The organism is Pseudomonas algeriensis (genome assembly GCF_048847255.1).
Classification (GTDB): domain Bacteria; phylum Pseudomonadota; class Gammaproteobacteria; order Pseudomonadales; family Pseudomonadaceae; genus Aquipseudomonas.
In genome coordinates, this window is sequence record NZ_JBKKRK010000016.1 from 68,152 (window position 1) to 81,321 (window position 13,170).

Genomic DNA, 13,170 nt, shown 5'->3' on the forward strand with positions numbered 1-13,170 from the left:
GGCGATCTTCCTTAAACCGGATTCGATGATGGCGTTCCGCTGGGGAAACGATAAACTGCGCCAGCCGTTCATTTTTCTCACGAGGCTGTGCCGATGAAATTTCGTTTTCTGCTGTGGATGCTGGGGTTGTTGATGGGCAAGGCCAGCCGCAGCAATCCAGCCTTCCAACAACAGCTGGGCGACAAGGAGCTGGTGTTCCAATTGCAAACCCTGGACGGCAAGATCGCTCGGTATTTCACCGTGAAGAACCAGCGCATCACCAGCCAGTCGGGTGTTTATGCAACGCCGGCCTTCGCCATCGCGTTCAAGGACGCAGGCTATGGCTTCGCCACGATGCAGGCGAAGAACAAGCAACTGGCGTTCATGACCGGGATCCAGGACAAGTCGATCCAGATCAAGGGTAATCCGGCGCTGGTGATCTGGTTTCAGGGGTTGATGAAGTATTTGAAGCCAAGGAAGGCTAAAGCCTAGTGGATGATTGTGGCGAGGGGATTTATCCCCGCTGGGCTGCGAAGCAGCCCTAAAACCTGACTCCTCGGTTATGCAGGCTTACCGCAGTTAGCCTTTTTGGGTCTGCTGCGCAGTCCAGCGGGGATAAATCCCCTCGCCACAGAAGCTCAACTGCCTGGGCCAGTCATCAATGGCTGAACTGCGAAGCCAATTCCCGCAGTAGCACCTCGGCTTCAAGCACCTTGCTCACCACATCATTGGCCTTTTCCCGAGTCAGCCCAACGCGTTCGAGCAGGGCATCGGGGATGTCCTCATCCGGTCCGGAGCCGATGCTGCGTGAGCGCAGCAGGCGTACGGCCAGGCAAACCAGGTTCGGGTAGGCGGCGTATTCGCCGTCGTAGTGGGGGTCGTGCTGGAAGCGCAGGGCGGTGGCCAGTTCGTCGGGCATGTCCCAGTAGCGCATCAGCCAGGCGCCGATCTGCTCGCGGCTGATGCCCAGCAGGTGTTGCTCCACATAGCTGTGGCACAGGTGCGGGTTGACTTCCAGGTGCCGGCAGATCAAGGAGAAATGCGGCGGGAAGACGTGGGCCAGCAGCAGGTAGCCAAAGTTGTGCAGCAAGCCCGACAGGTAGGTCAGGCCGCCCTCCGGGCGCTGGGCGCGGGGCATGGCGCGGGTCAGGCCTTCGATGACGGCGGCGGTGTAGATCGATTGCTGCCAGTACGGCGTGGTGTGTTGCGGGTGGTCCTTGGGCAGGCTCAGGGTCTTGCCCAGGGCCAGGCCCAGCGCCAGGTTGATCACCAGGTCGAAGCCCAGCACCCGGACGATGGCGTCTTCCACCGAGCGAATCTTGCCCGGCGATGCGTAATACGGCGATGCGGCCCAGCTCACCACTTGGGCGGCCAGTGCGGGGTCGGTTTCGACCACGCCGGTGATGTCGTCGATGGTGGCGTCAGGGTCGACCCGCAGCTTGATGATTTTTTGCGCGGTTTCGGCCAGCGGCGGGATCTCGATGGTCTCTTCCAGCCGTTGCTGGATACGCCGGGCGGTGAATGCCTGGACGGCTTGGGTGATTTCCTTGCGGTCGTCATCCGGGCGGTCCAGGTTCGGGGAGATATTGCCCAAGGGTTCGCCAAACGTCGCGGCGCTGGCCTTGGTGAGCATGGTCTTGAAGGCTTCGCTGGTGACTTCCAGCAGCAGCCCCGGCTCGCCTGAGTTGATCAGCAGCTTGGGCTCGCGCAGCAAGCCTTCTTCGTACAGGCATGGCGAGCTGGTCAGCGCGGGTAGGCCCGGCAGCAGGCTTAGGCTGTGCTTGCCCAGCATTCGCTCCAGGCGCTCGGTCGGCACCGCCGTGAGTTTGCGGCCAGTGAGTTCGGCCAGACGGTTGAGGTCCAGCAACTGATTTTGTGGAAACAGGACCATGAGCGCGCCGACGGCATCGTGCAGCAGCACGGCTTGCACTTTGCGAGCAGGATTCAGGCCCGGTCGCTCGATGATTTCGTCGAAGGCGATGCCCAGTTTTTCGAGCAATTGCCGAATAACAGACGGAGCGTGCGGGGTTACGGGGACGAGGGCAGCTTCGGTCATGGTCGGTGTCCGTATTCTACAAGTGGGTCAGTATAACCAGCTTGTCCAGAAGGCGCGTCCAGAAAACTGAGCGCGTGCTCACACTTGGCCGTATTGCTGCCCATGGCGCAGCCAGCGATCCAGCAGCGGGCTCACATGGTCGGGCCAGCGCTCCAGCAGCGCCTGGGCGGCGTCGCGAACCGCCGGGAGCAGGTCGGCGTCGCGCATCAGGTCGGCCACCTTGAATTGAAGCAGACCGGTCTGGCGCGTGCCGAGCATTTCGCCTGGACCGCGCAGTTCGAGGTCTTTTTCGGCGATCACGAAACCATCATTGGTTTCGCGCATGATCCCCAGGCGCTGGCGCCCGATCTGTGACAGCGGCGGGTGATACAGCAGCACGCAATGGCTGGCGGCACTGCCCCGGCCGACCCGGCCGCGCAGCTGGTGCAACTGCGCCAGGCCCAGGCGCTCGGGGTTTTCGATGATCATCAGGCTGGCGTTGGGAACATCGACGCCGACCTCGATCACGGTGGTGGCGACCAGCAGTTGCAGGACGCCGGCCTTGAACTCGGCCATGACCGCCGCTTTTTCGGCAGGCTTCATGCGGCCGTGGATCAGCCCGACTTTCAACTCGCCGAGGGCGGCGGTGAGGTCTTCAAAAGTAGTCTCGGCTGCCTGGCAGGTCAGCTCTTCCGACTCTTCGATCAGGGTGCACACCCAATAGGCTTGCCGGCCTTCGGCGCAGGCGCTGCGTACGCGCTCGATCACTTCGACCCGCCGGGTGTCGGTGACCAGCACGGTATTGACCGGCGTGCGACCGGGAGGCAGTTCGTCGAGGATCGAGGTGTCGAGGTCGGCGTAGGCGCTCATCGCCAGGGTCCGTGGGATCGGCGTCGCGGTCATGATCAACTGGTGCGGGCACATGCGCCCGCCGACGCCTTTCTGCCGCAGGGCCAGGCGCTGTTGGACGCCGAAGCGGTGTTGTTCGTCGATGATCACCAGGGCCAGGTTCTTGAACTGCACTTCGTCTTGGAACAGAGCGTGGGTGCCGACCACCATCGGCGCGCCCTCGGCGATTTGCGCGAGGGCGGCGGCGCGGTTCTTGCCCTTGAGCTTGCCGGCCAGCCAGGCGACTTCGATGCCCAGAGGTTCGAGCCAGCGCTGGAAGGTGATGAAATGTTGCTCGGCCAGGATCTCCGTGGGCGCCATCAAGGCCACTTGATAACCGGCTTCCAACGCTTGCAGCGCGGCGAGGGCGGCGACCACGGTCTTGCCGGCGCCGACGTCGCCCTGGATCAGCCGCAGCATCGGCTCTGGCTGGCTCAGGTCGTAGGCGATTTCGTTGCCGACCCGCTGCTGCGCGCCGGTGGGGGTGAAACCGAGGTTGGCCAGGTAACGGGCCGGCAGCTTCGTCGCCTTGGGCATGGCCGGGGCGCGCAGCGAGCGCAGGCTTTCGCGCAGGCGTTGCTGGGACAGTTGATGGGTCAGCAGTTCTTCAAAGGCAAGGCGATGCTGGGCCCAGTGATGTCCGAGAGCGAGCTCTTCCACATCTGCATCGGCGGGCGGGTGATGCAGATAGCGAATCGCGTCGGCCAGTGGCGCGAGCTGATAGTCCCGGGCCAACTCCTTGGGCAGCCAGTCCGGCAGGCTGGTGGGGCCGAGCATTGTCAGGGTCTGCTGGCAGAGTTGGCGCAGGCGCTGTTGGGTCAGGCCTTCGGTGAGCGGGTAGACCGGCGTCAGGGTTTCCGCGACGGGCGGCGGTTCGTCGCCGGTGATGGCGCGGTATTCCGGATGATAGATCTCCAGCCCCGAGGCTCCGGGCCGCGCCTCGCCGTAGCAGCGCACGCGGGTGCCACGCTTGAGGCCTTCCTTTTGCGCATTGCTGAAATGATAGAAACGCAGACTGAGCCCGCCGGTGCCGTCCTGCAGGCGCACCACCAGGCTGCGACGCCGGCCCATGACCACGTCGGCGCCGCTGACGGTGCCTTCCACCACTGCATCCTGCCCAGGCCGCAAATGGCCGATGGGCACCACGCGGGTGCGATCCTGATAACGCAGCGGCAGGTGGAACAGCACGTCCTGGAGGGTTTCCAGGCCGACCTTGGCCAGTTTCTCGGCCATGGCTTCACCGACACCCTTGAGTGCCGTGACCGGCACTTTCGACAGCTCAGTCATGGCCACGGCTTACTTGGCGGCGGGCGGCTTGGCCACGGAACACAGGCGGATCGAGTCGGCGAGGATCTCGATGGCCTTGGGTCGCGGGAAGCTGGCGCGCCAGGCAATGGCAACGGTGCGGAACGGCACGGGCGCTGTCAATGGGCGGACTTCGATCACGCCGGGGGAGTAATGATGGCTGTCCACCGCCGACAACGGCAGGATGGAAATGCCCAGGCCGGAAGCAACCATGTGGCGAATGGTTTCCAGAGAGCTGGATTCCACCGTGGTGTGTTTGGCGCCTTCGCTGCCCTTGGTCAACGTCGGGCAGGCTTCCAGCACCTGGTCGCGGAAGCAGTGGCCTTCGCCCAGCAACAACAGGCTCTTGTCGTTGAGCAGACCGGCGTCGATGGTTTTTTTCTGGGTCCAGGGGTGCTGGGCCGGCATCAGGACGTAGAACGGCTCGTCGTAGAGCGGCAGGGTCAGGACATCGGCTTCGTTGAACGGCAGGGCGATGATGATTGCGTCCAGCTCGCCGTTGCGCAGCTTGTCGCGCAGCACGTGGGTGAAGTTTTCTTCGATGTACAACGGCATCTGCGGGGCGACCCGGTGCAGTTGTGGAATCAGGTGCGGGAACAGGTACGGGCCGACGGTGTAGATCGCGCCGACTTTCAATGGGGCGGTCAGCTGGTTCTTGCCGGCCTGGGCCAGCTCGCGAATGCCCTGGGCCTGTTCCAGGACCTTTTGCGCCTGGGCCACGATGCCTTCACCGACCGGGGTCAGGCGCACCGCGCTTTTGCTGCGCTCGAAAATAAGCACACCGAGTTCGTCTTCAAGCTTTTTCACACCCACCGACAGTGTCGGCTGGCTGACATGGCAACGCTCGGCCGCATGGCCGAAATGCTGCTCTTGGGCGAGGGTCACGATGTAGCGTAATTCTGTGAGGGTCATGGCGAAACGTCCGTGAAGTTGCGAGCCAAGCATACCGGCTGCAATCGATAGACGCACGTTATCAGACTGGAGGCGCGCGGCGACACTGTCGAATGTCTGATGTGGCGAGGGGATTTATCCCCGTTGGGCTGCGAAGCGGCCCCAAAAACAGGATTGGCGACGGGAAAGCCGGGGGGCATGTCAGCTTTTTTAGGGCCGCTACGCGCCCCAGCGGGGATAAATCCCCTCGCCACAAATAAGAAGCCCCTGAAACAGGGGCTTGCAATTAGAGGTCAGCGGCGTCGCTTGTCGATGGAGTACAGGAACGGCGCCGTCAGCTCGACCGTGCCGTTGGTCAGCAGGTCGGCCGGTGGCTTGGGCAGCGGTTGGGCGCGACGGATCATGTCCAGGGTGGCCCGGTCCAGATCGGCGTTGCCTGACTTGCCCACCAATTCGAAGGACAACACGTTGCCTTCGGCATCCACCACGAACCGCAGGCGGTTCATGCCTTCCTTGCCGCGTGCCTGGGCGCTGGCCGGGTACTTCTTGTATTTGCCCAGGTGCGCCAGCAGTGTGCCTTGCCAGCTCGCCTTGGCCGCCATTTGCGCGGGCGACGGGCCTGGGGCCGGTTGTGCGGACTTTTCGGTCGGCGCCTGGGTGGGCTGAGTGTCGGCGGGCTTTTGCTCCGACGGCGTTTCCTTCGGCGGCTCCGGTTTTTTCTCCACCGGCTTGGGCTTGGGCGGCTGGGGCTTCGGCTTGGGCTTGACCGGCTTGGGCACGGCGATTTCCGCCTTCGGTGCTTCGGCCAGTTTTGGCAATGGCAGCTCTTCCACCGGCTCCGGAGGCGTCGGCGGTGTGACGACTTTCGGCGGTGCAGGCGGTGGCGGGGCAGGAACCGGCGCCAGCTCGACCATCATCGCCTGGGGCGGCAATTCGAGGGGCGGACGCGTCGTCCAGTTCAGCGCCAGCGCGATGGTAAGCGCGTGCACGCCCAGCACCACGGCGAGGCTACCGCTGTAACGCGTCAGTTTTTGGCGCGTCGTGATCATTTCTTCGGCGCCGTCTCGAGTCCGACCAGGCCGACCTTCAAGTAACCGGCGCCGCGCAGGGCGTCCATCACGCTCATCAGGTCGCCATAGTCCACGCCTTTGTCGGCCTGGAAGAAGATCGTCGTGTCTTTCTTGCCCTGGGTCTTGGCATCGAGGGTCGGGCCGAGGCTCTCGACCTTGATTTCCTCTTCGCCCAGGAACAGGCGCTGGTCCGCCTTGACGCTCAGGAACACCGGTTTCTCGGGTCGTGGCGACGGCTTGGCCGTGGACGCGGGAAGGTCAACCTTGATGTCCACGGTGGCGAGCGGGGCGGCCACCATGAAGATGATCAACAGCACCAGCATCACGTCGATGAACGGCGTGACGTTGATTTCGTGGTTCTCGGCCAGATCGTCGTCTGCGCCTTCTTTCAAATGCAGGCCCATGGCCGATTACCCCACTTTCACCATGTGTGGTTGCGAGCCACGCTCGGGCGGCAGGTGATCGAGGTCGCGGCTGACCAGCAACAGGACTTCGGCCGAAGCGTCGGAAACCTGGGCCTTGTAACCGGCGATGGAGCGGGCGAAGACGTTGTAGATAACCACCGCCGGGATGGCCGCGACCAGGCCCAATGCGGTCGCCAGCAAGGCCTCGGCGATACCGGGGGCAACGACGGCAAGGTTGGTGGTCTGGGTCTTGGCGATGCCGATGAAGCTGTTCATGATCCCCCACACGGTGCCGAACAGGCCGACGAACGGCGCAGTGGAACCGATGGTGGCGAGTACGCCGGTGCCGCTGCTCATGTTGCGACCGCAGGCCGCGACCAGGCGCTCGAGGCGGAAGCTCACGCGCTCCTTGATGCCTTCCTTCTCGCGGCTGTTGGCCGACAGGCGCATTTCTTCGAGCGCATCGTGGACCAGCAGGTTGGCGAGTGTGCCTTCCTTGCCGGCGGTGGCACTGGCTTCCTTGAGAGTGGTGGCTTTTTTCAGCGCGGCGATTTCACCCCGCAGGCGACGCTTGGCGCCAAGCAGTTCAAAGCCCTTGGCGATCCAGATCGTCCAAGTGATGATCGAGGCGATGGCCAGGCCGATCATCACGGCTTTGACGACCACGTCGGCGTTTTTGTACATGCCCCACGGCGACAGGTCGTGGGCCATGCCCAGGGTATTGTCGGCTTCGAGCACTTGAGGCGCCTCGGCCTCGACGGCCTGGCTCGGATCGGCGGCCACGGGCGTTGCAGCAGGTGTGGCCGGGTCCGCCGGTGCCTGGGTGGCAGCAGGCGTGGTGGCGGGGGTCGATGCGGGCGTCTGCGCATCAGCGAAGGCGGCGCTCGGCGCCAGCATCAGACTGAGCAGCAAGGCTGCCACGGCGCCCCAGGCGCGGGGTCGGTTGGTTGGCGAAGCGGAAGAGAAAGAACGTGTCATGCTGGCCGGACCTGAGAATAAAAGAAAGTTGATGTTCTTCCAGGCCTCGTGAGGCCGAGAACAAAAGTGGCGAGCATTATTGCAAGTAATTCTTGTTAACAAAAGTAATACAGTAACTTTTTTTGTCGCATGGCTAGCCGCTGGTCCCTCTGGCAGCTAGTCTGCGGCTTTTCCAAAAGGAGATCCTGATGCCCGCGCCTTCTGTTTTGATTGCCGGTTGTGGTGATGTCGGCGGTCGCCTGGCCACGAAACTGCTGGCGGCTGGCTGGCATGTTTATGGCCTGCGCCGTGATGTCTCGCGGTTGCCGGACGGTGTGACTGGCGTTGCCGGCGACCTGTTCAATGAGGACTGCCCCATGACTTGGCCGGTAGGCGCTATCGATTATGTGGTTTATTGCGCCGCCGCCACCGACCACGATGAGGATGGCTATCGGAAGGCTTACGTCCAGGGGCTGCAGAACGTGCTGAGTTGGTTGGGTGATTATGGGCAGGTGCCTGATCGACTGATTTTTGTATCCAGCAGCAGCGTGTATGGCCAGCAGGACGGTGCGTGGGTCGATGAGACCTCCGAAACTGTCGCTGCCGGCTATTCCGGACGCTTGATGCTTGAAGCCGAGCAAGTAGCGCTCAATAGCGGTATTCGCGCAAGTGTCCTTCGACTGACTGGCATTTATGGCCCGGGCCGCGAATGGCTGCTGACGCAAGTGCGTCGGGGTTATCGCGTGGCGACGGAGCCGCCGCTCTATGGCAACCGGATTCATGCGGACGATGCTGCCGGATTACTGGCGTTTCTGTTGGAAAAGGATCGGCAGGGCGTACAGCTGGAAGATTTCTACATCGGTGTCGACGATGCACCCGCGCCGTTGGCCGAAGTGGTGGGTTGGCTACGCGAATATCTGGGCGTGACCGAGTGGGCTGATGACGCCAGCGTGCGCCGCACGGGTAGCAAGCGTTGCAGCAACGCGCGGGCGAAAGCGTTGGGTTGGGTGCCCCGTTATCCGAGTTATCGCGAGGGGTATTCGGCGATTCTGGAAGAGCACCGCTGATTTTTTCTGCCAGCCGAAAAAACAACTGTGGGAGCGAGCTTGCTCGCGATAGCGGTATAACGGTCAACTCGATGTTGGGCGTTATGGCCTCATCGCGAGCAAGCTCGCTCCCACAGGGGAACCCCGTCGGGGCTCCTATTGTTTTTCAAGCACCCACTTGCGAGCACCCGGCGTGAACGATGGAATTTCATCGGCAAGAGACGCGTTGATTGTCTCGAAGATTTCCAGCTTCTTGCCGTCACGGGCAAAGATCCAGGTGTTGCCCAAGCCGTTCTGCTGTAGCCAGATGTTGTCGTTGCCGTTGCTCATGGAGGCGCAGCCGCCAGCCAGGCACAAGGCGTAGCGATCAGTACCCGGCAAGCCGCTGACTTGACCATCGGGCTGGAATTGCACGGTGGCGCCCTGGCCAGGACCTTCGGCAATGTTCCAGATGCCGCCGAGATAAGCCGAATACAGGGCGCGCTCGAAACTGGCGCCAATCGGCGCGCCTTCCGGTACCTGTACTTGGGCGCGGTCGAACACTTGCTGTGGTTCGTTTTCGGTGGCGGCCTGGCTCAACTGGTCGCCGTCGCGCTTGAGTTCGCTGGCCGAGCTGCCGTAGAAGTCGACTTTCCAGGCGCCGTCTTCTTCGCCCAGCAACTTGCCTTCGACATTCTCGAAACCATTGGTGTAACGCGCCTGGCCAGCCCGGGTGTTGACGTCCCATTCCAGGTTCGGGCCATAGGCCTGCAATGCTTCGCGAAGCGGGCCGCCTTTGGCGGCAGCGTCGATGGCGGCCTGGTTGATCCAGGTGCCGCTGATGTCACGGTCTGCAGGGTCGCTGGCGCAGCCGCCCAGGAGCAGGGCGAGCAGGGAGAAAGCAAGCGCTTTGCGCATGGTGGAATCCTTTCAGAACGAAAACGGCGCAGCGGGAAAGGCTGCGCCGGGCGTTTTACTCGATGACCAGGATGGCATCCATCTCGACCTGGGCGCCTTTTGGCAAGGCAGCCACGCCAATGGCAGCGCGGGCAGGGTAAGGCTGGTCGAAATACTTGCCCATGATCTCGTTGACCTTGGCGAAGTGGCTCAGGTCGGTGAGGAAGATGTTGAGTTTGACGATGTCCTTGAACGAGCCGCCGGCAGCTTCGGCCACGGCTTTCAGGTTCTCGAACACTTGCACGGTCTGGGCTTCGAAGCCCTCGACCAGCTCCATGGTTTTCGGGTCCAGCGGGATTTGCCCCGACATGTAAACGGTGTTGCCCGCCTTGATCGCCTGGGAATAAGTACCGATGGCGGCCGGGGCCTTGTCGCTGGAGATAACGGTCTTGGTCATTCATGACTCCTTGTAATGAGGGCGAGTGAGACGCTATGCGCGCATGCGAGTGATGCGGATGACCCCTGTCAGGGCGCGCAGTTTCTTGATCACGCGGGCCAGGTGTACGCGGTCGTGCACGCTGACCACCAGTTGGACGACGCTGATGCGACCGTCGCGTTCGTCCATGCTGATTTTCTCGATGTTGCCGTCGGCGGCGTTGACGCTGCTGGCCAGCAGTGCGATCAGGCCGCGCTGGTGCTCCAGCTCGACGCGCAGTTCGACATTGAATTCGCCGGTGACATCCTTGGCCCACGAAAGCTGGATGCATTTTTCCGGGTTGTGGCGGATTTCGCTGATATTGCGGCAGTTGTCCAGGTGCACCACCATCCCTTTGCCGGCGGACAGATGGCCGACAATCGGATCGCCAGGAATCGGCGTACAACACTTGGCGTAACTGAGGACCAGGCCTTCGGTGCCGCGAATCGCCAGCGGACCTTCAGGGCTCGGCAATTGTTCGCCTTCGCCGAGCAGTCGGCGGGCGACGACGTAGGCCATGCGATTGCCCAAACCGATGTCCTCGAGCAGATCTTCGATCAATTCGAGACGGTATTCGTGGAGCATGACCTGTACGCGCTCGGCCGGGATCTTGTCCAGGGAACTGTCGAAGCCGTTCAGTACCTTGTTCAGCAGGCGTTCGCCCAGGCTGATGGACTCGGAGCGACGTTGCAGCTTCAGCGCATGGCGGATATGCGTGCGGGCCTTGCCGGTGACCACAAAGTTGAGCCACGCCGGGTTGGGGCGCGCGCCGGGGGCGCTGACGATTTCCACCGTGGAGCCGCTTTGCAGCGGTTCGGACAACGGTGCCAGGCGACGATTGATGCGACAGGCAATGCAGCTGTTGCCGACGTCGGTGTGCACGGCGTAGGCGAAATCCACCGCTGTGGAGCCTTTGGGCAGCTCCATGATCCGGCCCTTGGGCGTGAAGACGTAGACCTCGTCCGGGAACAGGTCGATCTTCACGCTCTCGATGAATTCCAGGGAATTGCCGGCCCGTTGCTGCATTTCCAGCACGCCCTTGACCCACTGCCGCGCGCGGGCGTGAGTGCTCTTGGGTTGCTCGTCGCCACTGGATTTGTACAACCAATGGGCGGCGATGCCGTTGTTGGCCATCTCTTCCATTTCACGGGTGCGGATCTGGATTTCGATCGGTACGCCGTGCATGCCGAACAGCGTGGTGTGCAGCGACTGGTAACCGTTGGCCTTGGGAATCGCGATGTAATCCTTGAAGCGCCCAGGCAGCGGTTTGTACAAATTATGGACAGCACCCAGCACGCGGTAGCAGGTATCGACCTTGTCGACGATGATCCGGAACGCATAGACGTCCATGATTTCGTTGAAGGCCCGGCGCTTGCCGCGCATTTTCTTGTAGATGCCGTAGAGGTGTTTCTGCCGCCCGCTGACTTCGCCTTCGATGCCGTCGATGGCCAGACAGTGGCTCAGGGACTCTTCGATCTTGTTGACGATTTCCTTGCGATTGCCCCGGGCGCGCTTGACGGCCTGGTTGATGCGCGCCGAACGCATCGGGTGCATCGCCTTGAAACCCAGGTCCTCGAACTCGATACGAATTGCGTGCATGCCCAGGCGATTGGCGATGGGTGCGTAGATTTCGAGGGTTTCCTTGGCGATTCGCCGGCGTTTCTCGCCGGACAACACTTCCAGCGTGCGCATGTTGTGCAGGCGGTCGGCGAGCTTGACCAGGATCACGCGGATATCGCGGGCCATGGCCATGGCCATTTTCTGGAAGTTTTCGGCCTGGGCCTCGGCCTTGGTTTCGAAGTTCATCTGGGTCAGCTTGCTGACCCCGTCGACCAGTTCGGCCACGGTTTCGCCGAACTGCGCTTGCAGCGCTTCCTTGGCAATGCCGGTGTCTTCGATCACGTCATGGAGCATGGCCGCCATCAGGCTCTGATGGTCCATGTGCATGTCGGCAAGGATATTCGCCACCGCGAGCGGGTGCGTGACGTACGCCTCGCCGCTGCGGCGGCGCTGGCCGTCGTGGGCTTGTTCGGCGTAGAAATAGGCTCGGCGGACCAGGTTGACCTGGTCCGTGCCGAGGTAGGCCGATAAGCGATCGGCGAGGGCGTCTATGCTCGGCATGATAATGACTCCTGCCGTGTGCTGTGACCCCGCGCCGTGCTACGTCGACCAGGCATAGGCTTAGACCGCCTCGTTGGACTCGTCCTCGAACGCTGCGAACAGCGGTTCGTCTTCAACGATTTCAGCGTTGGCGATGAACTCGTAGCTCATCAGGCCTTCGGCGATTTCACGCAGCGCTACCACGGTAGGCTTGTCGTTTTCCCACTGGACCAATGGCTCTTTGCCGCCGGTGGCCAGTTGACGGGCACGCTTGGTAGAGAGCATGACCAGCTCAAAGCGGTTTTCCACGTGTTCTAGGCAGTCTTCAACGGTTACGCGGGCCATGGTATTCCTCGGAGCGAATGCAATATGCGCGCTGCCCGGTTGGGCGAGCGGACTCGACAGTTTAAAAAAACACCAGCGTTTAGGGAAGCGCTGATTTTTTGATCAAACCCCTCGGCGCGCTGCGAGTACCAATGTAAAGCCGTCGCAGCGGTTTTGGGAAGGGCTGTTCAGCCCAGCAGCTCGGCCAAAAGCTTGCCGAAACGTTGCTGCTGGCGCTTCTGTTGCAGCTGGCTGGCGCGGAAAATCGCCTTCAGGTCGTCCAGCGCGTGGGCAAAATCGTCATTGATGATCAGATAATCGTAATCGACGTAATGGCTCATTTCGCTGACCGCTTCACGCATCCGGCCTTCGATGATTTCATCGCTGTCCTGGCCGCGGTTGGTCAGGCGTTGGCGCAAGGCTTGCTGGCTCGGCGGCAGGATGAAGATGGAGCGGGCCTGGGGCATCAGCTTGCGAACTTGCTCGGCGCCTTGCCAGTCGATTTCCAGGATCAGGTCGTGGCCTTCATCGAGGGTTTGCTGGAGGTAGCTCTGCGAAGTGCCGTAGAGGTTGCCGAAGACTTCGGCGCGCTCGAGGAAGTCGCCGTGCTCGGCCATCCTCACGAACTCTTCACGGTCAACGAAGTGATAGTTCACGCCATTCACTTCGCCCGGGCGCATGGCGCGGGTGGTGTGCGAGACCGAGACGCGGATCTGCGGCTCGGCATCGATCAATGCCTTGACCAGGCTGGTCTTGCCAGCGCCCGAGGGCGCGGAAATGATGTAGAGAGTGCCGGTGCTGTGGGTCATGTCGGGTTAGC

The 13,170-nt window shown here is 62.2% G+C and carries 13 protein-coding genes; 2 read left to right on the forward strand and 11 right to left on the reverse strand.

The window, feature by feature from the left end; genetic code table 11:
• Window positions 1-93 precede the first annotated feature (93 nt).
• Window positions 94-471: a helicase gene (locus ACLK1G_RS20860; protein WP_420767149.1), complete on the forward strand. Its 378-nt coding sequence runs from the start codon at window positions 94-96 to the stop codon at window positions 469-471.
• A 166-nt stretch (window positions 472-637) separates the two neighbouring features.
• Here the strand turns inward: ACLK1G_RS20860 and ACLK1G_RS20865 are convergent, their stop codons facing one another.
• The 6 genes from ACLK1G_RS20865 to exbB all read right to left on the reverse strand — a co-directional run bounded on the left by ACLK1G_RS20865 (window position 638) and on the right by exbB (window position 7,550).
• Window positions 638-2,035, reverse strand: coding sequence for an aminoacyl-tRNA deacylase and HDOD domain-containing protein (locus tag ACLK1G_RS20865; RefSeq protein WP_420767150.1), 1,398 nt, complete (start codon window positions 2,033-2,035; stop codon window positions 638-640).
• A 78-nt stretch (window positions 2,036-2,113) separates the two neighbouring features.
• Window positions 2,114-4,189 carry an ATP-dependent DNA helicase RecG gene (gene recG, locus ACLK1G_RS20870; protein WP_420767151.1) on the reverse strand — a complete coding sequence of 692 codons (2,076 nt, stop codon included), beginning with the start codon at window positions 4,187-4,189 and terminating at the stop codon, window positions 2,114-2,116.
• 9 nt (window positions 4,190-4,198) lie between these two features.
• Window positions 4,199-5,119 carry a hydrogen peroxide-inducible genes activator gene (locus ACLK1G_RS20875; RefSeq protein ID WP_039593629.1) on the reverse strand — a complete coding sequence of 307 codons (921 nt, stop codon included), beginning with the start codon at window positions 5,117-5,119 and terminating at the stop codon, window positions 4,199-4,201.
• Window positions 5,120-5,391: 272 nt separating this feature from the next.
• A complete protein-coding gene (locus ACLK1G_RS20880; protein ID WP_420767152.1) occupies window positions 5,392-6,147 on the reverse strand; it encodes an energy transducer TonB family protein in 756 nt (251 codons plus the stop codon).
• Window positions 6,144-6,572 carry a TonB system transport protein ExbD gene (gene exbD / locus ACLK1G_RS20885; RefSeq protein WP_030142181.1) on the reverse strand — a complete coding sequence of 143 codons (429 nt, stop codon included), beginning with the start codon at window positions 6,570-6,572 and terminating at the stop codon, window positions 6,144-6,146. The genes ACLK1G_RS20880 and exbD overlap by 4 nt, the downstream gene beginning before the upstream one ends.
• A 6-nt stretch (window positions 6,573-6,578) precedes the next feature.
• The gene (gene exbB / locus ACLK1G_RS20890) at window positions 6,579-7,550 is read right to left on the reverse strand and encodes a tonB-system energizer ExbB (protein ID WP_420767153.1); all 972 of its coding nucleotides are present in this window, start codon (window positions 7,548-7,550) and stop codon (window positions 6,579-6,581) included.
• 188 nt (window positions 7,551-7,738) lie between these two features.
• Here exbB and ACLK1G_RS20895 point away from each other — a divergent pair, with 188 nt between their 5' ends.
• Entirely contained in the window at window positions 7,739-8,596 is an 858-nt protein-coding gene (locus ACLK1G_RS20895) for an SDR family oxidoreductase (RefSeq protein ID WP_420767154.1), read from the forward strand.
• A 135-nt stretch (window positions 8,597-8,731) separates the two neighbouring features.
• On the opposite strand, the gene ACLK1G_RS20900 is transcribed toward ACLK1G_RS20895, so the two are convergent.
• The 5 genes from ACLK1G_RS20900 to gmk form a co-directional block, all read right to left on the reverse strand.
• On the reverse strand, window positions 8,732-9,472 hold the full coding sequence (locus tag ACLK1G_RS20900; RefSeq protein WP_420767155.1) for a hypothetical protein: 741 nt from the start codon (window positions 9,470-9,472) through the stop codon (window positions 8,732-8,734).
• 55 nt (window positions 9,473-9,527) lie between these two features.
• On the reverse strand, window positions 9,528-9,908 hold the full coding sequence (locus ACLK1G_RS20905) for a RidA family protein (RefSeq protein ID WP_030142177.1): 381 nt from the start codon (window positions 9,906-9,908) through the stop codon (window positions 9,528-9,530).
• Window positions 9,909-9,941: 33 nt separating this feature from the next.
• Complete coding sequence (gene spoT, locus ACLK1G_RS20910; protein ID WP_030142176.1) at window positions 9,942-12,047, reverse strand: bifunctional GTP diphosphokinase/guanosine-3',5'-bis pyrophosphate 3'-pyrophosphohydrolase; 2,106 nt, start codon at window positions 12,045-12,047, stop codon at window positions 9,942-9,944.
• Window positions 12,048-12,107: 60 nt separating this feature from the next.
• Window positions 12,108-12,371, reverse strand: a complete 264-nt coding sequence (gene rpoZ, locus ACLK1G_RS20915) for a DNA-directed RNA polymerase subunit omega (protein WP_003177259.1) — start codon at window positions 12,369-12,371, stop codon at window positions 12,108-12,110.
• A 167-nt stretch (window positions 12,372-12,538) separates the two neighbouring features.
• A complete protein-coding gene (gene gmk / locus ACLK1G_RS20920) occupies window positions 12,539-13,159 on the reverse strand; it encodes a guanylate kinase (protein WP_047735756.1) in 621 nt (206 codons plus the stop codon).
• Between the last annotated feature and the right edge of the window lie 11 nt (window positions 13,160-13,170).

Excerpts from the sequence above, each read along its gene's own strand:
- recG (WP_420767151.1), bottom strand. The coding sequence starts at position 4,189 with ATGACTGAGCTGTCGAAAGTGCCGGTCACGGCACTCAAGGGTGTCGGT.
- exbB (WP_420767153.1), bottom strand. The coding sequence starts at position 7,550 with ATGACACGTTCTTTCTCTTCCGCTTCGCCAACCAACCGACCCCGCGCC.
- gmk (WP_047735756.1), bottom strand. The coding sequence starts at position 13,159 with ATGACCCACAGCACCGGCACTCTCTACATCATTTCCGCGCCCTCGGGC.
- ACLK1G_RS20880 (WP_420767152.1), bottom strand. The coding sequence starts at position 6,147 with ATGATCACGACGCGCCAAAAACTGACGCGTTACAGCGGTAGCCTCGCC.
- ACLK1G_RS20860 (WP_420767149.1), top strand. The coding sequence starts at position 94 with ATGAAATTTCGTTTTCTGCTGTGGATGCTGGGGTTGTTGATGGGCAAG.
- ACLK1G_RS20875 (WP_039593629.1), bottom strand. The coding sequence starts at position 5,119 with ATGACCCTCACAGAATTACGCTACATCGTGACCCTCGCCCAAGAGCAG.
- ACLK1G_RS20905 (WP_030142177.1), bottom strand. The coding sequence starts at position 9,908 with ATGACCAAGACCGTTATCTCCAGCGACAAGGCCCCGGCCGCCATCGGT.
- ACLK1G_RS20865 (WP_420767150.1), bottom strand. The coding sequence starts at position 2,035 with ATGACCGAAGCTGCCCTCGTCCCCGTAACCCCGCACGCTCCGTCTGTT.
- ACLK1G_RS20900 (WP_420767155.1), bottom strand. The coding sequence starts at position 9,472 with ATGCGCAAAGCGCTTGCTTTCTCCCTGCTCGCCCTGCTCCTGGGCGGC.
- exbD (WP_030142181.1), bottom strand. The coding sequence starts at position 6,572 with ATGGGCCTGCATTTGAAAGAAGGCGCAGACGACGATCTGGCCGAGAAC.
- spoT (WP_030142176.1), bottom strand. The coding sequence starts at position 12,047 with ATGCCGAGCATAGACGCCCTCGCCGATCGCTTATCGGCCTACCTCGGC.
- rpoZ (WP_003177259.1), bottom strand. The coding sequence starts at position 12,371 with ATGGCCCGCGTAACCGTTGAAGACTGCCTAGAACACGTGGAAAACCGC.
- ACLK1G_RS20895 (WP_420767154.1), top strand. The coding sequence starts at position 7,739 with ATGCCCGCGCCTTCTGTTTTGATTGCCGGTTGTGGTGATGTCGGCGGT.